The following is a 19,232-nucleotide window of genomic DNA, read 5'->3' as shown; positions in this document are numbered from 1 at the left end:
TTAGGCTCGATTGATTTCAATTGGAATTTGAAAGGGTTTTCATGCTGCGCTGTGTTGTGTTTCTGTTTTTGACTCTCTCTGTTGCAGGCGGACTTTCGACCCCAGCAATGTCGCAATCCAACCCGGTGGAGGCCGCTCGTGCAGCCGGCCTTTACGGTGTGACGCCCGACCTTGGCCGTCCATTGGGGAACCCGCGCGCCGAAGCGGGGCGGCAGATTGCTTGGGATCGCTTCGGCATTTATTTCGAAGAGCATGACCTCACCGCATTCGTTGCCGCGCTTGACCCGAACGGGGCCGCCGCGCAGCAAGGTGCCAAGGTCGGGGATGTCTTGCGCGGCTCCGATCTGATGGGGGCGCGCAGGGATCTGCAGGGTATATTGCACGCATTCGAAGGGGCCGCGAGACGGCAGGAACCACCGACGCTTCTGCTGTATGTCTTTGATGCGGACAGTGGGTGGCAACGCGAGTACCAGCTGACTGCTGCCGCGCCCGGAGCCCAAGCGGCACGCATCCCGCCGACCTTGCGTGGCGCGGTCACATCGCACAAGGGCCTCATGGCGATCCTGCAAGGCGACCCGTCCCTGTCGGACCCCTACGATATCGCCTACGACGCGATGCTGGCGTTACAGGCAATTTCCATGCACGTCAAAAACTGCAGTGGGCCGAACGCGGTGGACATCCCGGTGACCGTCACCACCACAACCACCACGCGCAACGGGTTCGGCACGATCCGGGGCACGGAGACTGAGCAATACACGCAGGAGTTTCGGGTCCGCCCGGAGTTTGCCCAATGGGCACGGTCCAATATCAACGTGTATCCGCCGCAACCGATTTCGACCGTGCGCAGCGCTGTTCTGGACCTGATTTCAGTGGAAGGGTGCGCAGGATCTGGATTCAAGCAGTTGGAGGCTGGGCTTGCCGCGGTGATGGGCGTCTCGCTCCCGGACACGGCGGGTGACACGCAACAAGGCGGACTCCCGAGCGACGCAAGTGCCTTTGTCGCCTCCTGCTTTCCGTTGCAACAGCAGGCAATGGCTGCACGCGGTCTGAATGCTGGCGAACGTGGTCTTGCGCAGATCTGCTTCTGTCAGGAACACGCCGCCCGCAGCATTGGTGACCTGGACCTTTATGAAAGCCTCAAGATTCTCGACAACAGCGTCTACAACGCAAATCCGCAGATGCACGGGGCGTTCGAGACGCATTTCAACGAATGCTACCGCGCACAGGACGGATCGGAGCTGCGTCGGCGGGTTGAGGCACTTTGGCGTGATCTGAACATCTGACAAAAAGAAAGGGCGCCCGCAGGCGCCCTTTCCGAATTCACATCAGCGGGGCTGATTACATCATGCCGCCCATGCCGCCCATGTCGGGCATGCCGCCGCCAGCAGCCGCGCCTTCCTTGGCGGGTTTGTCGGCGACCATCGCTTCGGTGGTGATCAGCAGGCCTGCGATCGACGCAGCGTCCTGCAGGGCCGTGCGCACAACCTTGGCAGGGTCGATGACACCGAACGAGAACATGTCGCCATATTCTTCGGTCTGCGCGTTGAAGCCGAAGGACAGATCATCGCTTTCGCGAATCTTGCCGGCCACAACGGAGCCATCGACGCCTGCGTTCTCGGCGATCTGGCGCAGCGGTGCCTCGAGCGCCTTACGCACGATGTTCACACCGATGTTCTGATCGTTGTTCGCACCCGTCAGACCTTCGAGGGTCTTCGCCGCCTGGATCAGGGCCACACCGCCGCCTACGACGATGCCTTCCTGCACGGCTGCGCGGGTTGCGTTCAGCGCGTCGTCGACACGGTCCTTACGCTCTTTGACTTCGACCTCGGTCATGCCGCCAACGCGGATGACTGCCACGCCACCGGCGAGCTTGGCCACACGTTCCTGCAGCTTCTCACGGTCATAGTCGGAGGTGGTCTCTTCGATCTGCGTGCGGATTTGGCTGACACGCGCTTCGATCTCGGCCTTCTCACCCGCACCGTCGACGATGGTGGTTTCGTCCTTGGTGATCGACACGCGCTTGGCGGAGCCCAGCATGTCGATGGTGACGTTTTCGAGCTTCATGCCCAGATCTTCGGAGATGACCTGACCGCCGGTGAGGATCGCGATGTCCTGCAGCATGGCCTTGCGACGGTCGCCGAAGCCCGGCGCCTTGACAGCTGCGATTTTCAGACCGCCGCGCAGCTTGTTGACCACCAGGGTCGCCAGCGCTTCGCCCTCGACGTCTTCCGCGATGATCAGCAGCGGCTTACCGGACTGGATCACGGACTCGAGCAGCGGGACCATCGGCTGCAGCGAAGAAAGCTTCTTCTCATGCAGCAGGATGATCGCGTCTTCCAGCTCGGTGGTCATCTTGTCGGGGTTGGTGACGAAGTAGGGGCTGAGATAGCCGCGATCGAACTGCATGCCTTCGACAACGTCGGTTTCGGTCTCGAGGCCCTTGTTCTCTTCGACGGTGATCACACCCTCGTTACCGACCTTCTGCATCGCGTCCGCGATCTGGTTGCCGATCTCTTCTTCGCCATTGGCGGAGATGGTGCCGACCTGCGCGACTTCTGCGCTGTCCTTCACTTCGCGCGATGCGGCCTTGATCGCCTCGACAACCTTGGAGGTCGCCAGATCGATACCCCGCTTGAGGTCCATCGGGTTCATGCCTGCGGCAACCGACTTCATGCCTTCCTTGACGATGGCTTGCGCCAGAACCGTCGCGGTGGTGGTGCCGTCGCCAGCTTCGTCATTGGTGCGGGAAGCAACTTCCTTCACCATCTGGGCGCCCATGTTCTCGAACTTGTCTTCCAGTTCGATCTCCTTCGCCACGGACACGCCGTCCTTGGTGATGCGCGGTGCGCCGAAGGATTTGTCGAGGACCACGTTGCGGCCTTTGGGGCCGAGGGTCACTTTGACCGCATCGGCGAGGATGTTCACGCCAGTCAGCATGCGGTTACGGGCATCGGTGTCAAATTTGACGTCCTTAGCAGCCATTATGTTCGCTCCTGTAAGTCTTTGTTGATGATCAGTTGAGGCGTTCAGGCGGCTTTGGCCGCTGCACCATCGGTAATGATCCCGAGGATGTCGCTCTCTTTCATGATCAGCAGTTCTTCGCCATCAACGGTCACTTCCGTGCCGGACCACTTGCCGAACAGGATCGTGTCGCCTTCGGAGATCGCCATCGGGATCAGCTCGCCGCTGTCCTTGCGGGCGCCTTCGCCACACGCCACGACAACGCCCTCAGCGGGCTTTTCCTTGGCGCTGTCCGGGATGATCAGGCCGCCGGCGGTTTTCTCTTCGCTCTCGACGCGACGAACCAGTACACGGTCATGAAGCGGTTTGAATGCCATTTTCTGAGGCTCCTTCGCTCAGTGTTTCTCCGTCGCCCCCCGGGTCCCCGAGAGGCCATTAGCACTCACGCAATTTGAGTGCTAACGCAGCGTAGTTAGAGATGCCGCGACAAGCTGTCAACGGGCATTTGGGGAAAATTTGGGGGGGGCGCGATGCTGGTTTTTCGCCTCTTTGCTCTTGCGGACTTGCGGCCTTCGAAGCGTGAGTTGATTGCGCCTGCACGGTCACATCTGCTGTCGAATGAAACAAGGATGCACCACGGATCACGGTTGCATCGTCGGCTGAGTGTTTCTCACGACTCCGAACGGACCGGCACGGTTCCGATATGGCGCCCAAGAGCCGGACCCGGTCGTCATGCAGGTAAGTGCTGCCAAAATCTGGCCTTTCACGCGGCTTGCCTGTCTTTGACATTCACGGCAACACACGTGCCGCGAACTTTCGGATTGGCATCCGGCGTCGCGAGAAAACGACGTTTTGGACGAGGCGTTTGCGATGACCTCCGTTCCCTAGCACCCGTCGCGGACCGAGAGGCGCACGCCTTCGGACTTCGAAGAATTGGCGGTGACAGACAATCGCAACGTGCGGGTCTGGGCATGCCTTGCACCTTGAACACATGCCAGCCACCGATCGCGTTATCACGGCCCTTCGCAAGCCGACGGCATCCGGCTGGCTTGACCGGTTGGAGAGGAACGCGCACGGTTGGGCAGCACTCCTGAACGGAGACTTGGGCTATGGCAAACGTGACCCCCGACGCACTGGTCGCACGGATCGCAACGCTTACGACATCGTCCAGGGCGACCTGGTTTACTTACCTCGGCATTTTGCTGTTCGTCGCTGTCACGCTCCTGAATGTACGCCACACCGATTTCTTCGACAGCGGGTCCGGAATCCAACTGCCCCTCGTTGGCGTGACGGTACCTGTCACCATCTTCATCATGGCGAGCGCATTTCTGGTCGCCGCCATAAACGGCTATCTGCATGTCGTGCTGGAGGAGTTCTGGTCCGCCGTGGCGGATGCCCCTGCCGTCCTGAGCGATGGGCGCCCCCTGTCCTCGGCGCTGCCACCCTGGCTCGTGACGGGCTTCGCGCTTCACCTGCGCGCGCGGATCAATACGGAGGCGCAGGCGCCGATCCAGGCCTCGCCCCTCGGGCTGCTCGGGGCGCTGGTGTCTTTTGCCCTTTTGTTTCTGGCCGGTCCCGTTTTGTTAGCGTGGCTTTGGCTGGTCTCTCAACCTGCGCATGAAGCTTGGTTGACCCTTATCGTGGGTCTGTTGGCGACGATCGCTGCTGCAATAAGCGCTATGAGTTTCAGCACACTGATCCGTCGCGTGCAGCACAGGGCACCGTCGCGGGCCCGGCTTCTCGGGATGGTCACGCTAGCCTTCGGGGGTCTTGTCGCGTGTGTCTCACTCGCGCGCACCGAATGGGACCCGATGGGGGCGCTGGTGACGCGCCACCCAGAAGACCCCGGTACCTTTGAACGGACGGCGCAGTGGTTTCGCCCCGCGATTGCGGATTTGCGCTTTGCGCGCATCACCCAGCTCTCCAGGGACTGGGTGCCCCATGTCGAGGCCGTCGCTGACTTTGGCCGCGACTGGTGTCCCGATCAGGCGGACCCGGTTGCATGCCGCGCCATTGGTCTGGCAGATCCGGCATTCCTTGGCGCCTATCGCGACCGACGCGACCGTGCCCTGGCGATATTTGAGAAGCCCGACCTGAGCGACCGGCACATGGACCACGCGGATTTCGTTTTCGCATTTCTGCCCGGTGTCTGGATGAATCGTGCGAAACTGCGCCGCGCGGATTTCCACAGCGCGGTGATCGAAGGCGTGGTGGCCCAACGCGCAGACCTGACCAACGCCGTCCTTGCGTCTGCCGATGCCGCGATGGCCGACTTCAGGCGGGCCACGCTGAACGGCGCGAACATGTACCAGATCGCGGCCCCGGGCGCGGATTTCGTCTCGGCACGGATGCGCAGCGCCGACCTTACGGACGCGAACCTTTCCCACGCGCTTCTCAACGTCGCTGACATGACCTCTGCCAACCTCAACGGGGCCAACCTTCGTGGCGCCTTGTTTCACCGCGCCACGCTCGTGGACACCGATCTGCGCGAGGCCACCCTGACAGGCGCGGATCTGGTGCAGACCGATCTGTCTGGCGCGTGGCTTGGCCGGACGCGGATCGGACGTGCAACGATTTCAAACGCGCAATTTGTTGGCGCGTATCTTACGGGTGTCTTGCTCGACCACGACGGTGCATTCTGGTTCGGAAGAACCGATTTCACGAACGCTCAGCTGGAGTGGGTGGCCTTTCGGAATGCCGATATGAGCCAGGCTATCTTCGACGGGCCGGATGCGCTGGCCTACACTTTCGGCGATGGCAGCGTCACGCTGCCCGAGGGCATGCCGCGCCCCTGCCACTGGGTTGAGGACGTGCTTGCAGACACCGCCTTCTACGCGCACTGGCGTGGTCTGACACTTGCCACGAACCTGCAACCGTTCTGGGTTGGCATGGCGGACTCCGCTTTTGACGATGTCGTACCAACACCTCCGCCGGCGGAGTGTGACTTTCCCGACATGGATCCGGAGACGGGTTTTGCCTGGTCACGCGCCTTTTACGCGAGGCAGACAGACCCGTAGTGCAATTTAGCGGGTGCTCTTGGCGCAGGCGCGCGGTCTGATCCGGATCCGCCCCTCACCCGACAAAAATCCAGGCGTGCTTTGAACCCACGCAGCACAGGGCGCGGCGGGTCGGGTCAGAGCCGCGCCGGATCCCAGCTGTAAGCCCAGTCGACAAGCCCCTGACGCCCCGCATGCGTGATCGCGTACACGCCTTTCTCGACGCGCTCGAACCAACCATAGTGGTTGTCCGCCATCAGGCGTGTAGCGACCTGTACGCCCGTGCCCGCGGCCACATCGCGGCCGCGGCTCGGGCCGAACTCAACCAGATACGCCGCACAGCGCAGTGCATCCTGGCGGTAGCCGGTGACAATCCCGTGGCGGGTCGCGCCGCCATCGTTGGGATCCCCCTGCAAACGCTGAAACTCTCGCAGCAACCGCGCTTTGCGCATCGGCGACCTGCGTGGGCGATAGGACCCCGGGTCGCACAGCACCTCCGCAAACCCGTCCGGGCGCACCGTGATCAGACCCAGCCCAAGACGTCGGCACATGGCCGTGTTGTCGTTCAGGATGCGCTTGGCCATGCGTCCCTTGGGGCGAGGCACAGCAATGTAGACAGCATCCGTGACCGCCAACCGCGCCAGCGCCTGATGGTAAAGTGCTAGGGAAAACCCGACCTTCAGTTCCACGATCACGGGATCGTCGCCGTCGCGCAGGCCCATCACGTCGACTGCGCCCACTTCGCCTTTCACCTCGTACCCCTGCCTCTCCAGCAAGGCCTTGATCGGGCGGTAGAGGTCCGTCTCGCGTGGCTTTGTCATACATCGACCCTAACGGGATGCGATCTGAACACCACCCCTGCCCGCGCGGCGTCCAAATGCCGCCCATGCGCCCCGGTGACAGGGCCCGGCACGCCCCCTATAACGCGCGCGAATGCCTCCCCGAATGGACATGAGTGATATGACGATCAAAGTTTTCGGCCACAAATCCCCCGACACCGATTCCACTGGATCCCCGTTGATCTGGGCTTGGTATCTGTCAGAGGTCAAAGGCACCCCTGCCGAAGCGGTTCTGCTCGGCACACCGAACACCGAAGCCGCGTTCATGTTGGAACGGTGGGGGTTCACCCAACCCGCCATCATCGACGATGTGTCCGAAGATGAGGCCGTGATCATCGTCGACACGAACAACCCCGCAGAGTTGCCTGACGGCATCAACGGCGCGGACATTCAACAGATCATCGACCATCACAAGCTCGTCGGCGGGCTGGAAACCAAAGGCCCGATCGACATCACGATCCGTCCTGTCGCCTGTACCGCGACAATCATGTACGACCTGATGGGCGACGATGCCGCCAAGATGCCCGAGGCGATCAAGGGTGCGGCGCTGTCCTGCATCATCTCCGACACGCTGGAATTTCGCTCGCCCACAACGACAGACCGCGACCGCGAAGTGGTCGCCGCACTCGCCGCGGACCTGGGCGTGAACGTGACTGATTACGCGACAGAGATGTTTGCCGCAAAATCCGATGTTTCCGCATTCTCCGACGCAGAACTGATCCGCATGGACAGCAAGGCCTACGAGGTGGACGGCACGAAATTCCGCGTTTCTGTACTGGAGACGACATCGCCTGCCACCGTTCTCAACCGCAAAGCATCGCTGATCGAAACGATGCCAGCGGTTGCCTCAGAAGATGGGGTGGATCAGGTTCTGCTTTTCGTGGTGGATATCCTGAACGAGGAGGCCACGCTGCTCGTGCCGAACGATCTGGTGAAGGGCGTTGCCCGGAAGAGCTTTGGGGCCGATGCAACCGGAGACAGCGTCGTTCTGCCCGGCATCGTGAGCCGCAAAAAGCAGATCATCCCGAACCTGGCAGTTTGAGCCCGGGAACTCCGCATTCGCCGGAGAATTGCATAATTTTGTGGCCCTTCGGACATGGTTTGGCGGGCCGCGCGTCTACTTCGTCAGCGAAACGTTGACACCCTCAGAAGAGCCAAGCAATGCCGAGCGTGCTTGGTTTTGTGATGATGGCTGTTTTGACGACCCCGGATATTTCGTTTTCTGACGCCCCCCGTCAACGGCTCGACTGGCTGGACATGGCAAAGGGTCTGGCGATTTTTCTTGTCGTCGTCGGCCATACCAATCGCGGCCTCATGTCGGCTGGGATATTGGGGTCGGACGGACCATGGGCGTGGATCGACAGCGCGATCTACAGCTTTCACATGCCGTTTTTCTTTGCGTTGTCGGGATATGTCGTCGGCTACGCGCCGGGATCGGGTTCAATAGGCCAGCAGATTGCCACTCGGGTATGGCGGCTTGCGGTGCCGATGGTGATCTGGACTTACATGTTCCTGATCCTCAAGGCATCCGCAGGCCAGGCGACAAATACACCAGTTGCATGGGAGGAAGTGGCGCGACTGCCCCTGCCCCCGGTCCTCCACATGTGGTTCCTATGGGCATTGATTGTCCTGTCCGTGGTCTGGATCCTTCTGAAAGCCTGCGCAAACCGGTTTGCTGTTTCAGATTTGAAGCTTGCCCTCGTTTTGATCGCAATCGGGGTGTTTTTGCGCCACGGTGGCGTACCTTTGCCACCGGGCTGGGCGCCCTATTGCTCCGGCACGCTTCAGAACGCTGCGTTTTTCTTTCTGGGTATCGCGCTCGCCCAATCCAACATGCTGCGCGTCCCCATGGGCATACCGGGTGTGGCGTTGGCATTGTCGCTGTCCATCCCGTTGTGTTGGCAGGTCTGGTCCGATCTTTCGTTTCTGTCCTCCATCATCCTCATCATTCTCCTCTGGTCGCTTTGCATCAGCGCGAAGACGGTGGCGCCGTACCTCGCGCCGCTGTTTCTTGGCCAGGCGCTTCTGACGTTTGGCAAAGCCAGTCTTGCGATCTTTGTCGCCCACACCGTGTTTTCCGCAGCCATGCGCATCGTCTTGATGGGTTTTGGAATAGAGTCGGCCGCGCTCCACATGATTTTGGGTCTCGGTATCGGAATCGCAGGCCCCATCGTTTTGCTGCTGGCTGCATATCGGGCTGGCGTGGCGCGGAAACTCGGCCTCGCCTGAGCAGGATCGCAGGCAAACTCTGCTCTTGTGTTGCAAACTTACGCATTCCACAAGGTCACCAGAACCGCACTGCTTTGCAAAACTCAGCGCCTGTTTGAGGAGCCCCACATGACCCGCATCATTGAACGCCTCGACGAGATTTCGCATCAGTATGACGCGTTGCTCGTCGATCTGTGGGGTTGCGTGCACAACGGGCTGGAACCCTATCCCGAGGCCGTTGCCGCATTGGAACGGTATCGCGCGTCCGGGGGGACGATCCTGCTCCTGACCAACTCGCCGCGCCCGCGCGCCGGCGTGACCAAGCAACTGATCGAGATGGGGGTGCCCGAAAACGCATGGCACACGATTGCCACATCCGGAGACAGTGCGCGCATGGCGATGTTTCGCGGCGTTGTCGGACAGAAGGTTTATTTCATCGGCGAGGACCATGATGAACGGTTCTTCGAGCCCCTGAAACTGATGGGCGATCCGGTGGAGATTACCCGAGTACCACTGGATCAAGCCGACGGGATCGTCTGCACCGGCCCTTTCGATCCGATGGCGGATCCATCCGAGAACCGCGCGACTTTTCTCTACGCCAAGCAGAAGGGCATGAAACTCCTGTGCGCGAACCCGGATATCGTCGTGGACCGGGGCGAACGCCGCGAGTGGTGCGCAGGCGCGCTTGCGCAGCTCTATACCGAGATGGGCGGTGAAAGCCTCTATTTCGGCAAACCTCACCCGCCAATTTACGACCTGGCGCGGGCGCGTCTGGCGGAACTGGGCAAGGTGCCCGCGACCGACCGCCTGTTGGCCATCGGCGACGGGATCGCAACCGATATCCAGGGCGCGCAGGGCGAGGATATCGACTCGCTCTTCATTACCGGCGGCCTTGCTGCTGCGGAAACCGGAACCGACCGGCAGCCCGATCCGGCCAAGCTGGACAGCTTCCTGAGCGACAAGATGGTGACACCCACATACGCCATCGGAAAGCTGCGGTAGCTGCGTTAGCACCACCCGCTGCGTAACATTGTTTCAAAATCCATGCCTACTTTTGTCGCAATCTTACCTTCGCAGTTGCAGCATAGGTGTTTTTCCCGTATGGAAAGCTCACCTGCCCCCGGAGGACATCATGTTGGACAACGCACCACGCGGAACAATCTGTATCGAAGACCTTGAGGTCGGGATGTCGCGATCCCTGCGCAAGGTTGTCACGGACCGTGACATCGAATTGTTTGCCGAAGTGTCGACCGACCGGAATCCGGTCCATCTGGATGACGACTACGCCAAGGAGACGATGTTTCACGGGCGTATCGCCCACGGGATGCTGACCGCAGGTCTGATCTCTGCCGTGATCGGAGAACAACTGCCGGGCCATGGCACCGTATATCTGGGGCAGAACCTCAAGTTCATGGCCCCCGTGCGCCCGGGCGACATGGTTTTGGCCGAGGTTACAGTGGCCGACATCGACCATTCCCGTCGCCGGGTCTCGCTTGAAACCAAGTGCTATGTGGATGACCAGATCGTTCTGAAGGGGGATGCGATGGTGCTGGCCCCGAGCCGCAAGTTCGACTAGGCACCGCCACCGCTTGCCACGCCCCGCACGGGGCGTTACCTCAGCGCCATGATTACGATCGTCCGGGATGCGGATTTCGTGCGCTCTTCCGACCGGGGGGCTGCCGCCGCGATAGGCAATTTCGATGGGGTCCATCTGGGCCATCGCAGCGTCATCGACCAGACAGGCGCCGCAGCGCGCCGTCTGCATGCGCCGCTCGGCGTGCTGACGTTCGAGCCCCATCCGAGAGAGTTCTTTGCCCCGGATGCACCACCGTTTCGACTGATGTCTGCGGAGGCGAAAGCGCATCGCCTTGAAAAGCTGGGCGTCGATATCCTGTACCAACTCAGTTTCAATCAAGCCTTGGCCAGCCTCAGCGCGGAGGAATTCGCGCAAGCCATCCTCGCCGACAAACTCGGGTTGCGCCATGTGATCGTCGGCAGCGACTTCTGCTTTGGCAAGGGCCGTACCGGCACTGCACGGATGTTGCAGGAATTCGGTCAGGCCATGGGCTTTGGCGTCACGGTGGCGGAACTTCTGCGCGACACCGACCAGACCGTATCGTCGACTTCCATCCGTACCGCTCTGACCGAAGGACGCCCGGAAGACGCCGCACGGATGCTGGGACACTGGCACCGGATCGAAGGCCCCGTGGTGCATGGTGAAAAGCGCGGTCGCGAATTGGGCTACCCCACCGCGAACATGTCCATTGACGGGCTGCACCCTCCACGATTTGGCGTATACGCCGTTCTGGTCGATGTGCTCGAAGGCCGGTTTCAGGGGCGCTATCGCGGTGTGGCCTCGATGGGCGTCCGCCCGATGTTCGGAGAGAACCGCCCAAACCTTGAAACCTTTCTCTTCGACTTCTCGGGCGATTTGTACGGGACGCAGATATCGGTCGCTCTGGTGTCCTATATCCGTCCGGAAGTGAAATTCGAAGGTCTGCAAGCGCTGATCGCCCAGATGGACAAGGACAGTGAAGAGGCCAGACACCGCCTGGCGGACGCGACATCGTGAGCCGCAAGCGAAAACGCACCGGACCGGTGCCAACCAAGCTGCGCCCGAAATTCTGGGAAACCGTCCCACTGACCGAAATGACGCAGGCCGAGTGGGAGGCGCTGTGCGATGGCTGCGGACGCTGCTGCCTGCTCAAGCTTGAGGATGCCGACACCGCCGAGGTCGCCTTCACACGCGTGTCATGCCGCCTGCTGGACACCGAGTCCTGTCGTTGCGGGAACTACGAGATCCGCAAACAACTGGTGCCCGACTGCGTGGTACTGACACCGAAGAACCTGGATGAGATCGGGTACTGGATGCCCGAAACCTGTGCCTACAGGCTGCTCCACCAAGGCGATCGGCTGTATGACTGGCATCCCTTGATTTCAGGGCGCGCTGCGTCTGTTCAGGAGGCTGGCGTCTCTGTCGCAGGCTGGGTGGTTCCCGAGTTCGAGGTCGATGAAGACGAGCTTGAAGACTATCTCATCGAGCCGGAAGGCGGTTGAAGCCGGGCAAATGTGCCGACGCTTGCAAGGAACCGGCTGATCGCAGGGCCGAGTGTTTCCGCGTGGGACAGAGGGGCCATGTGACCAGCCCCGGCAAGCACCATGCGCTCTGCCACAGGCAGGTCTTGCGCCAATCCCTCCATGATGGCTTCGATCACAGGGGGACTCTCGGTCCCTGACACCAGCAAGACCGGACAGAGCACACGAGCCACCCCGACGCCCATGTCTGTTTCCGCCAGCAAACCATGCGCATCATCATAGAGCGCAGGCTCGCTTTCCTCGATCAGGTGGATGCGCGCGGTAAAGTACCGCCGGGCGTCCGCCGTAAGATCCTCCCACGAGGTTTCGCCCCCCCAAATCGCATAGAATGCCCGGGCAGCGCCCTGCGCATCCTTTGCGGCAAAGGCAGCAACCTCAGACGCGCTGTCGAGTTCAAAGGCCGAGAAGACGTCCGGAGCTGTTCGGCGTGCCACTGCAAACAGGACCGGTTCGATCAGCACGAGGCTGCGCACGAGCGTGGGCGCCTCGATCGCCAGACGCAGCGCGACGGTTGCGCCAAAGCCATGCCCGATCACGTCAACCGGGCCACTGTCCTGACGTTTGCACAATTCGGCCAAGGCCTCCGTGGCCTGGGTGTGCGTACCGCGTGCAGGGTCCAACGGACCAGATTGACCGTGTCCTGGCAGATCAAAGGCCACAAGCCTGTGCCCGGTAATCGTGCGCATCAGCGGTAGCCACGTGCCCGCAGAGCCAAGGGCAGCATGCACCAGCACGGCACAAGGCCCCTCTCCGATTTCGGTCCAATGCGTTGGCGTGTCCGCCAGCGCGGTCTGTGGCATTACAAATCTCCGCTCAGATACGCATCGAGGTCCCCAAGACGGTCCTGTCCCCAGAACCTTTGATCCGTGTCGGTGATGTAGAACGGCGCACCGAAGGCACCTTTTTCAATCGCTTCTTCCAAATTCCGGGCATAGGTCTCTGCCGCCCCCAACATATTGGCCTCTGCGAGGTCAGGATCAAAGCCCGCTTTTGACAGACAGTCGCGTATCACGTCGTCCTCGGCGATGTTCCGCTCGCCAGCCCAGCATGCCCCGGTGATGGCATGCACGAGGTTTCCCATATCGCCGCCATCTGCCTGCGCGGCGTTGATCACCGCATAGGAACTGGGCGCGGGGTTGGTTGGCCAGAAGGCAGGTTTGATGTTGAAGGGCAGGCCTGCGCGCTTGGCCTGCCGGACCAGATCCTGGGCGCGGTACGCCTGCCGGTTCGGATGCCGGTCTTTGGGCGGGGTTCCCCCGGTGCGAGAGAACAGCGTCATGATGTCGAGCGGTTTGTAGGAAATCTCTGCCCCGTGTTTCGCGGCAATCTCCTCCAGCCGGGTGCCCGCCAGATAGGTGAACGGCGACAAGGTCGCGAAATAGTAATCGATTTTGGCCATGAGTGTCGCGCCCCTCCCAGAGCGTCTTTGAACAGGCGACCCGAGATGCGCCTTTTCCTAGGCAAGACCGTATGGAGTTGGTAAGCGGTGTCAACCGCGCCCCATGGGCCGAGTCCCGCGGCACACTCAACTCGAACAGGACCCCCCGTTATGCCTCTTCAGCAAGAACCCAAGTTGATTTCCGGCACGGCAAACCTGCCGCTCGCAAACTCCATTTCCCGTCGGATGTCGATGCATCGTGGCATGCAGGTGGGGCTGGTCGATGCGCGGGTCGAGCGGTTCAATGACGGTGAGATTTTCGTCGAAGTGTTCGAGAATGTCCGGGGCGAAGACATGTTCGTGATCCAGTCGACATCGAACCCGGCCAATGACAATCTGATGGAATTGCTGATCATTTCCGACGCTCTGCGCAGATCCTCGGCCAGCCGCATCACGGCAATCATCCCGTATTTCGGCTATGCCCGGCAGGACCGCAGGACCAAGGCGCGCACCCCGATCACCGCCAAGCTGGTCGCCAACATGATGGTCGAGGCCGGAGTGGAACGGATTCTGACGATGGACCTGCACGCCGCGCAGATTCAGGGCTTCTTCGATATTCCGGTGGACAACCTCTATGCCGCGCCAATCTTTGCGCTGGACGTGCTGCACCATTTCACCGGCCGGCTCGACAATGTCACCGTGGTCAGCCCGGATGTCGGCGGGGTGGCCCGCGCACGGGAACTGGCGCAGCGGATCGGCTGCGGGTTGGCGATCGTCGACAAGCGTCGGTCCAAACCCGGTGTGATCGAGGAAATGACCGTCATCGGCGAGGTCGAAGGGCAAACCTGTATCATCGTGGACGACATCTGCGATACGGCCGGAACGCTTTGCAAAGCCGCCGACCTGTTGATCGAACAAGGCGCGACGGAAGTGCATTCCTATATCACCCACGGTGTGCTGTCCGGCCCCGCCGTGGAGCGGATCACCAAGTCCAAGATGAAGAGCCTGGTGATCACCGACTCGATCGCCGCCACGGACGCCGTCAAGGCTGCGCCGAACATTCGGATCGTGCCCACCGCACCTGTGTTTGCTCAAGCCATCCTGAACATCTGGAACGGAACCAGTGTGTCGTCCCTGTTCGACAAGGACACGCTGACCCCGATTTACGAAGGCATGTACGCGAACGCGAGCTAACCGAAGACTGCGCCCCTGCGCATGAGCCCGTTCAAGATCAACCCTGAGCCGGGAGTTATGAATGCAGCACCTACGACTTATGCTTGGTACCCTATTCATCGCATCTGTCGCCGCATTGGCCACAGTTGCAGAAACCGAGCGATTTGAGGGCTTGGAAGGCCAACCCAATTTCAGGGACCTCGGCGGTTATCAGACGACGGACGGGCGCACTATTAGAACCGGACTTGTCTATCGCTCTGGCGAACTGCCCCGGACAACGGACGCCGACCTTGAAACCCTCAAAAGACTTGGTGTGCGCACAGTCGTCAATTTCCTCACGGATGGCGAAACCGAGTTTCGCGGCCCCGATCGCTTGCCCGAGGGGGTGCGCGAAATCAGCCTGCCGATCACAGGCGATGTCGGTGGTATTCCCGACGCCGCGAACATGCTTGTCGAGGCCCGGAAGACCGGAGACTTTCGCAACTTCCCCCCGGAATTCAATCCGCTCGTTCACGAAGAGCTGGTGAGCGGGCTGGCCGATGACCAATACACAGCCCTGTTCGAGGTTCTTGCCGACGAAGCGAATTACCCGATCGTCTTTCACTGCTCCCACGGGATTCACAGAACGGGTACCGCGGCTGCGCTGGTTCTCACGGCTCTTGGTGTGTCTTGGGACGTTGTCCGCGAGGACTACTTGCGGTCGAACGTGACCCGCGCCGACGAAGTCGCCCCGCGCATCGAAGACCTCAAGACGCTGGCGACCGCGTTCGAGATGTCGCCAGAAGAGCGCGCAAGGAATTCCGCCTCAATAGAGGCGTTTTACGTTCTTGAGCCTGAATACATCGATGCGTCGCGCACGAAAGCCGCGCAAAGGTTCGGAAGTCTTGATGCGTACATTTCAGAAGGTCTGAACCAGTCTCCTGCAGATCTCGAAAGACTTCGCGCTTTCCTGCTGGAGTGACGAACTCCTCGGTCAAAGCGCCGGGATGGACGTTTTCAGAGGTACCAAGGCCAGTTTCCCGGAAACGCGACGGTGTTTTGGTCTGCTTTTCGCCCTGCGCATTTGGTTGCAGCAAAAGGTCAGTGATGCTTTTTGAGATGCATCAATAAATTCTGCCCCGGTCTCTGGAATACTCCCACGCGGGAGGGGATTTCAGATGTATAAAAACATAATTGTGGCGATCGCGCTTGATCATTCACCGGACACGGGGAAAGCGCTGAATGTAGCCAAGCTGCTGGCGGCGGACGGTGCAAGCATCACGGCCCTCAACGTCATTGAGGACATACCCACATACGCCGCGAACCATATACCGCAAACGCACCTCGCCAGCCGTCTTCCCGAGGCTAAAGCCGAACTGAAAGCCGAACTTGGCGGGGTCAAGGGCGTCACGCCTGTGGTTGTCAGCGGCCATGCGGGACGGGCGATTATCGAATACGCAACGCAGCAGGGGGCCGACTGCATCGTGATCGCCTCTCACCGCCCGGGGCTTCAGGATTTCTTCATAGGCTCGACGGCAAGCCGGGTGGTCCGGTACGCAAAGTGTGCCGTTCATGTTCTTCGTTAGGCTGTACGGCCTGATCGCGAACGCCTGAACCCGCGCGATCGATGCACCCGCCTGATCCGTCGCCAATCCGTGCGCTGCTCAGATCCGGAGGGGCTTCGACATCCCCGTCGACAACCTCTGTACCGCGCCGGTCGTTGCACAAGCGACTCTGAACGTCTGGAAAGGTACCAGCGTCCCATCGCTGTTAGACAAAGATACGCTGACCTCGATCTAAGTGGGCATGTACACCAACGCGAGCTAGGAGTTCGCCGGGCGGCCTCTCACAGCCATGGGACAGACCTGACCCTATCCAAGTTGGGAGGGTTACAGCGCGTGGGTTGGCGATCGGACCCCCTTGATGCAGATCATCAACGGTCCGAAAAGCCGCAGATAGACTCGATCCACATCCGAAACTACGGGCACCTTAACTTTCAGGTCGGCTTGGGATGAAAAAGACGATCGCCATGGCATTGATGGCTGCGCTTGTGGCGAGTGGCTGTGTCCCGGTGCCGGCGCGAACCACTACACTCGTTTTCGAAGCACACGGCGAAAACGCGTTCTCTGGATCGGGCGCAAGCTGCGGGAATGTGGCCTACTCGTATTATGCCTACCGCCTCGATAACCCTCGGGCCCCGTATTCCAGATGGCGCGCAGAGAAGGAACGGATCGAGGTGCGCGTGCTGCCCGAAGATGGCACCCTGAAAGTCATTTTCTCAGCCTAGTCGATCCGTGACCGGAAGTCTGTCGCGTTCGACTCTGCGAAAATTAAGGTCATGCTGGACGGCGTCGCCCGCAAACCAGCCAACACATCTGTCAGTCGATATACGGACTTGCTGTCGGGGTCGTCCCTGTCTCTGGAATTCGGCACCGGCCCAAAGTTACCGGGCCGGGTTACGCTCGTAACCGGATCGGGGGCAATTCTGGCGAACGGCAAGGCCATCTCGCTTCCAGAAATGACATTCGATCGGGCCGTGCGAACCACAACGAGTTTGGTCCAATCCATCAATTGCTGAAGTTCCTATTGGGCGAGCGGTGGCGCGACACCACACCGGTCGCGGCAGCGGAATGTGTGATTGTGCACCTTTTGCCGCGCTCTGGTGTTTTGGGCAATCGCAAGATCTGCCAGTGATCGGTGACCAAAGAAAAAGCCCCGGACGCGAACCCGGGGCTTTGCTTTATCTCGGAGGCTAAGTGCCTCAGACCATGTCTTCCAGCAGCTTGACGATGTCTGCGACCAGTTTCTCGGCGACGTCCTTGTGCTCGCCCTCGACACCTGTCGCCTTCGCGCGCGCCTCTTCGAGGTGCGCCTCAAGCGCTTCGCGCGACTCGGCGGCCGCCGGATAGGCGCGCTCTGCCAGCACGGTGGTGCCTTTCGGACCGATCTCGGCAAACCCACCGGTCACCGCGTAGGCCTCCGACCCGCTCGGGCCGTTCACCCGCAGGATACCCGGGCGCAGCGTGGTGATCGTTGGTGCATGATCGGCCATCGCCGTCATGTCCCCGTCCGCGCCGGGGATCTGCACCTCCGTCACCTCAAGCGAAGCAAGGCTCCGCTCGGGGCTGACCAGATCGAATTGCAGGGTGTTTGCCATGATGCCCCCTTAGGCCGCGTCTGCGGCCATGCGCTCGGCCTTGGCAAGCACTTCGTCGATGCCACCAACCATGTAGAAGGCACCTTCCGGCAGGTGATCGTATTCACCCGCAACAACCGCCTTGAAGGACGAGATCGTGTCTTCGATCGGCACCTGAACACCGTCAGAACCGGTGAAGACCTTCGCCACGTCGAACGGCTGGCTGAGGAAACGCTGGATTTTCCGGGCGCGGGCCACGGTCAACTTGTCCTCTTCGCTCAGTTCGTCCATCCCGAGGATCGCGATGATGTCCTGAAGCGACTTGTAGCGCTGCAGGATCCCCTGCACATCGCGGGCCACCTGGTAGTGTTCTTCGCCCACGATGCCCGGATCAAGGATACGGCTGGAGCTGTCGAGCGGGTCCACGGCCGGATAGATGCCCAGCTCGGAGATCGCACGCGACAGAACGGTCGTGGCGTCGAGGTGCGCAAAAGTCGTGGCCGGTGCAGGGTCGGTCAAGTCGTCCGCAGGCACGTACACGGCCTGGATCGATGTGATCGAGCCGGACTTGGTCGAGGTGATCCGTTCCTGCATCGCACCCATGTCGGTGGCCAGCGTCGGCTGGTAGCCCACAGCGGAGGGGATACGACCCAGAAGCGCCGAGACCTCGGAGCCCGCTTGCGTGAAGCGGAAGATGTTGTCGACAAAGAACAGAACATCGGTCCCGGACTGGTCGCGGAACTGCTCGGCCAGTGTCAGACCGGTCAGCGCCACACGGGCACGCGCCCCGGGAGGCTCGTTCATCTGGCCATAGACCAGCGCCACCTGAGATTCCTCGAGATTGTCGGGCTTGATCACGTTGGATTCGATCATCTCGTGATAGAGGTCGTTGCCTTCACGCGTCCGCTCGCCAACACCGGCGAAGACCGAGTACCCGGAGTGCACCTTTGCGATGTTGTTGATCAGTTCCATGATAAGAACCGTCTTGCCCACACCGGCACCGCCGAAGAGGCCAATTTTACCACCCTTCGAATACGGCGCGAGCAGGTCGATCACCTTGATCCCGGTCACGAGGATCTCGGACTCGGTGGCCTGTTCATTGAATTCCGGTGCGTCCTGGTGGATCGCGCGGCTGTCCGTCGCGGTGACAGGTCCCTTTTCGTCCACCGGCTCTCCGATGACGTTCAGGATCCGGCCAAGCGTTGCGTTGCCCACCGGGATGGTGATCGGGCCGCCAGTGTCGGTCACGACTTCGCCACGCACCAAACCTTCGGTGGCGTCCATCGCGATGCAGCGCACCGTGTTCTCACCGAGGTGCTGGGCCACTTCGAGAACCAGTTTCTTTCCATTGTTCGATGTGTCCAGCGCATTCAAGATCTCCGGCAGGTGATCTTCGAACTGCACGTCCACAACGGCGCCGATGACCTGGGTCACTTTGCCCTTTGCATTTGCCATGTTGTTTCTCC

General features: G+C 60.9%; 20 protein-coding genes. 13 read left to right on the top strand and 7 right to left on the bottom strand.

The window, feature by feature from the left end; all coding sequences use genetic code 11:
* Positions 1-107 precede the first annotated feature (107 nt).
* Positions 108-1,283 (top strand): hypothetical protein, encoded by a 1,176-nt coding sequence (locus ACP15N_RS08415; protein ID WP_425091792.1) that lies wholly within the window; start codon positions 108-110, stop codon positions 1,281-1,283.
* A 55-nt stretch (positions 1,284-1,338) separates the two neighbouring features.
* Here the strand turns inward: ACP15N_RS08415 and groL are convergent, their stop codons facing one another.
* Positions 1,339-2,982: a chaperonin GroEL gene (gene groL / locus ACP15N_RS08410; RefSeq protein WP_425091791.1), complete on the bottom strand. Its 1,644-nt coding sequence runs from the start codon at positions 2,980-2,982 to the stop codon at positions 1,339-1,341.
* A 44-nt stretch (positions 2,983-3,026) separates the two neighbouring features.
* Positions 3,027-3,338 carry a co-chaperone GroES gene (locus ACP15N_RS08405; RefSeq protein WP_425091790.1) on the bottom strand — a complete coding sequence of 104 codons (312 nt, stop codon included), beginning with the start codon at positions 3,336-3,338 and terminating at the stop codon, positions 3,027-3,029.
* A gap of 732 nt (positions 3,339-4,070) precedes the next feature.
* On the opposite strand from ACP15N_RS08405, the gene ACP15N_RS08400 reads away from it, so the two are divergent.
* Complete coding sequence (locus ACP15N_RS08400; RefSeq protein ID WP_425091789.1) at positions 4,071-5,978, top strand: pentapeptide repeat-containing protein; 1,908 nt, start codon at positions 4,071-4,073, stop codon at positions 5,976-5,978.
* Positions 5,979-6,094: 116 nt separating this feature from the next.
* Here the strand turns inward: ACP15N_RS08400 and ACP15N_RS08395 are convergent, their stop codons facing one another.
* Positions 6,095-6,778, bottom strand: coding sequence for a DUF2161 domain-containing phosphodiesterase (locus ACP15N_RS08395; protein ID WP_425091788.1), 684 nt, complete (start codon positions 6,776-6,778; stop codon positions 6,095-6,097).
* A gap of 139 nt (positions 6,779-6,917) precedes the next feature.
* On the opposite strand from ACP15N_RS08395, the gene ACP15N_RS08390 reads away from it, so the two are divergent.
* From ACP15N_RS08390 to ACP15N_RS08365, 6 genes are all read left to right on the top strand, one after another.
* Positions 6,918-7,838, top strand: coding sequence for a manganese-dependent inorganic pyrophosphatase (locus tag ACP15N_RS08390; protein WP_425091787.1), 921 nt, complete (start codon positions 6,918-6,920; stop codon positions 7,836-7,838).
* Between the two features lie 119 nt (positions 7,839-7,957).
* Positions 7,958-9,025, top strand: a complete 1,068-nt coding sequence (locus ACP15N_RS08385) for an acyltransferase family protein (RefSeq protein ID WP_425091786.1) — start codon at positions 7,958-7,960, stop codon at positions 9,023-9,025.
* Between the two features lie 108 nt (positions 9,026-9,133).
* Positions 9,134-10,006 (top strand): TIGR01459 family HAD-type hydrolase, encoded by an 873-nt coding sequence (locus tag ACP15N_RS08380; RefSeq protein ID WP_425091785.1) that lies wholly within the window; start codon positions 9,134-9,136, stop codon positions 10,004-10,006.
* A gap of 130 nt (positions 10,007-10,136) precedes the next feature.
* Positions 10,137-10,580 (top strand): MaoC family dehydratase, encoded by a 444-nt coding sequence (locus ACP15N_RS08375; protein ID WP_425091784.1) that lies wholly within the window; start codon positions 10,137-10,139, stop codon positions 10,578-10,580.
* Positions 10,581-10,631: 51 nt separating this feature from the next.
* A complete protein-coding gene (locus ACP15N_RS08370; protein WP_425092112.1) occupies positions 10,632-11,576 on the top strand; it encodes a bifunctional riboflavin kinase/FAD synthetase in 945 nt (314 codons plus the stop codon).
* A 77-nt stretch (positions 11,577-11,653) separates the two neighbouring features.
* Positions 11,654-12,061, top strand: coding sequence for a YcgN family cysteine cluster protein (locus ACP15N_RS08365; RefSeq protein ID WP_425092111.1), 408 nt, complete (start codon positions 11,654-11,656; stop codon positions 12,059-12,061).
* Here the strand turns inward: ACP15N_RS08365 and ACP15N_RS08360 are convergent.
* Both ACP15N_RS08360 and ACP15N_RS08355 read right to left on the bottom strand, forming a co-directional pair.
* Positions 12,034-12,900, bottom strand: a complete 867-nt coding sequence (locus tag ACP15N_RS08360; RefSeq protein ID WP_425091783.1) for an alpha/beta fold hydrolase — start codon at positions 12,898-12,900, stop codon at positions 12,034-12,036. The two genes, ACP15N_RS08365 and ACP15N_RS08360, sit on opposite strands and share 28 nt — an antisense overlap.
* A complete protein-coding gene (locus ACP15N_RS08355; RefSeq protein WP_425091782.1) occupies positions 12,900-13,499 on the bottom strand; it encodes a 2-hydroxychromene-2-carboxylate isomerase in 600 nt (199 codons plus the stop codon). The genes ACP15N_RS08360 and ACP15N_RS08355 overlap by 1 nt, the downstream gene beginning before the upstream one ends.
* Positions 13,500-13,649: 150 nt before the next feature.
* Between ACP15N_RS08355 and ACP15N_RS08350 the strand changes: the two genes are divergently transcribed.
* From ACP15N_RS08350 to ACP15N_RS08330, 5 genes are all read left to right on the top strand, one after another.
* Positions 13,650-14,672: a ribose-phosphate pyrophosphokinase gene (locus ACP15N_RS08350; protein ID WP_425091781.1), complete on the top strand. Its 1,023-nt coding sequence runs from the start codon at positions 13,650-13,652 to the stop codon at positions 14,670-14,672.
* Positions 14,673-14,751: 79 nt separating this feature from the next.
* Positions 14,752-15,612 carry a tyrosine-protein phosphatase gene (locus tag ACP15N_RS08345; RefSeq protein WP_425091780.1) on the top strand — a complete coding sequence of 287 codons (861 nt, stop codon included), beginning with the start codon at positions 14,752-14,754 and terminating at the stop codon, positions 15,610-15,612.
* A gap of 196 nt (positions 15,613-15,808) precedes the next feature.
* Positions 15,809-16,216 (top strand): universal stress protein, encoded by a 408-nt coding sequence (locus tag ACP15N_RS08340; protein WP_425091779.1) that lies wholly within the window; start codon positions 15,809-15,811, stop codon positions 16,214-16,216.
* A 425-nt stretch (positions 16,217-16,641) separates the two neighbouring features.
* On the top strand, positions 16,642-16,917 hold the full coding sequence (locus ACP15N_RS08335) for a hypothetical protein (protein WP_425091778.1): 276 nt from the start codon (positions 16,642-16,644) through the stop codon (positions 16,915-16,917).
* A 51-nt stretch (positions 16,918-16,968) separates the two neighbouring features.
* Entirely contained in the window at positions 16,969-17,208 is a 240-nt protein-coding gene (locus ACP15N_RS08330) for a hypothetical protein (protein ID WP_425091777.1), read from the top strand.
* A 183-nt stretch (positions 17,209-17,391) separates the two neighbouring features.
* On the opposite strand, the gene ACP15N_RS08325 is transcribed toward ACP15N_RS08330, so the two are convergent.
* Both ACP15N_RS08325 and atpD read right to left on the bottom strand, forming a co-directional pair.
* The gene (locus tag ACP15N_RS08325; protein ID WP_425091776.1) at positions 17,392-17,787 is read right to left on the bottom strand and encodes a F0F1 ATP synthase subunit epsilon; all 396 of its coding nucleotides are present in this window, start codon (positions 17,785-17,787) and stop codon (positions 17,392-17,394) included.
* A gap of 9 nt (positions 17,788-17,796) precedes the next feature.
* The gene (gene atpD / locus ACP15N_RS08320) at positions 17,797-19,221 is read right to left on the bottom strand and encodes a F0F1 ATP synthase subunit beta (protein WP_425091775.1); all 1,425 of its coding nucleotides are present in this window, start codon (positions 19,219-19,221) and stop codon (positions 17,797-17,799) included.
* Positions 19,222-19,232 lie beyond the last annotated feature (11 nt).

This window comes from Tropicimonas sp. S265A (assembly GCF_049800835.1).
Classification (GTDB): Bacteria; Pseudomonadota; Alphaproteobacteria; order Rhodobacterales; family Rhodobacteraceae; genus Dinoroseobacter.
Note: the sequence above shows the minus strand (reverse complement) of the source record. Positions and strands in the feature narration are given on the sequence as shown.

What these genes read in the sequence shown, in the direction of transcription:
- atpD (WP_425091775.1), bottom strand. Translation starts at nt 19,221, where the DNA reads ATGGCAAATGCAAAGGGCAAAGTGACCCAGGTCATCGGCGCCGTTGTG.
- ACP15N_RS08385 (WP_425091786.1), top strand. Translation starts at nt 7,958, where the DNA reads ATGCCGAGCGTGCTTGGTTTTGTGATGATGGCTGTTTTGACGACCCCG.
- ACP15N_RS08395 (WP_425091788.1), bottom strand. Translation starts at nt 6,778, where the DNA reads ATGACAAAGCCACGCGAGACGGACCTCTACCGCCCGATCAAGGCCTTG.
- ACP15N_RS08325 (WP_425091776.1), bottom strand. Translation starts at nt 17,787, where the DNA reads ATGGCAAACACCCTGCAATTCGATCTGGTCAGCCCCGAGCGGAGCCTT.
- ACP15N_RS08335 (WP_425091778.1), top strand. Translation starts at nt 16,642, where the DNA reads ATGAAAAAGACGATCGCCATGGCATTGATGGCTGCGCTTGTGGCGAGT.
- ACP15N_RS08400 (WP_425091789.1), top strand. Translation starts at nt 4,071, where the DNA reads ATGGCAAACGTGACCCCCGACGCACTGGTCGCACGGATCGCAACGCTT.
- ACP15N_RS08390 (WP_425091787.1), top strand. Translation starts at nt 6,918, where the DNA reads ATGACGATCAAAGTTTTCGGCCACAAATCCCCCGACACCGATTCCACT.
- ACP15N_RS08345 (WP_425091780.1), top strand. Translation starts at nt 14,752, where the DNA reads ATGCTTGGTACCCTATTCATCGCATCTGTCGCCGCATTGGCCACAGTT.
- ACP15N_RS08375 (WP_425091784.1), top strand. Translation starts at nt 10,137, where the DNA reads ATGTTGGACAACGCACCACGCGGAACAATCTGTATCGAAGACCTTGAG.
- ACP15N_RS08405 (WP_425091790.1), bottom strand. Translation starts at nt 3,338, where the DNA reads ATGGCATTCAAACCGCTTCATGACCGTGTACTGGTTCGTCGCGTCGAG.
- ACP15N_RS08365 (WP_425092111.1), top strand. Translation starts at nt 11,654, where the DNA reads ATGACGCAGGCCGAGTGGGAGGCGCTGTGCGATGGCTGCGGACGCTGC.
- ACP15N_RS08330 (WP_425091777.1), top strand. Translation starts at nt 16,969, where the DNA reads ATGCTGGACGGCGTCGCCCGCAAACCAGCCAACACATCTGTCAGTCGA.
- groL (WP_425091791.1), bottom strand. Translation starts at nt 2,982, where the DNA reads ATGGCTGCTAAGGACGTCAAATTTGACACCGATGCCCGTAACCGCATG.
- ACP15N_RS08360 (WP_425091783.1), bottom strand. Translation starts at nt 12,900, where the DNA reads ATGCCACAGACCGCGCTGGCGGACACGCCAACGCATTGGACCGAAATC.
- ACP15N_RS08415 (WP_425091792.1), top strand. Translation starts at nt 108, where the DNA reads ATGTCGCAATCCAACCCGGTGGAGGCCGCTCGTGCAGCCGGCCTTTAC.
- ACP15N_RS08340 (WP_425091779.1), top strand. Translation starts at nt 15,809, where the DNA reads ATGTATAAAAACATAATTGTGGCGATCGCGCTTGATCATTCACCGGAC.
- ACP15N_RS08380 (WP_425091785.1), top strand. Translation starts at nt 9,134, where the DNA reads ATGACCCGCATCATTGAACGCCTCGACGAGATTTCGCATCAGTATGAC.
- ACP15N_RS08350 (WP_425091781.1), top strand. Translation starts at nt 13,650, where the DNA reads ATGCCTCTTCAGCAAGAACCCAAGTTGATTTCCGGCACGGCAAACCTG.
- ACP15N_RS08355 (WP_425091782.1), bottom strand. Translation starts at nt 13,499, where the DNA reads ATGGCCAAAATCGATTACTATTTCGCGACCTTGTCGCCGTTCACCTAT.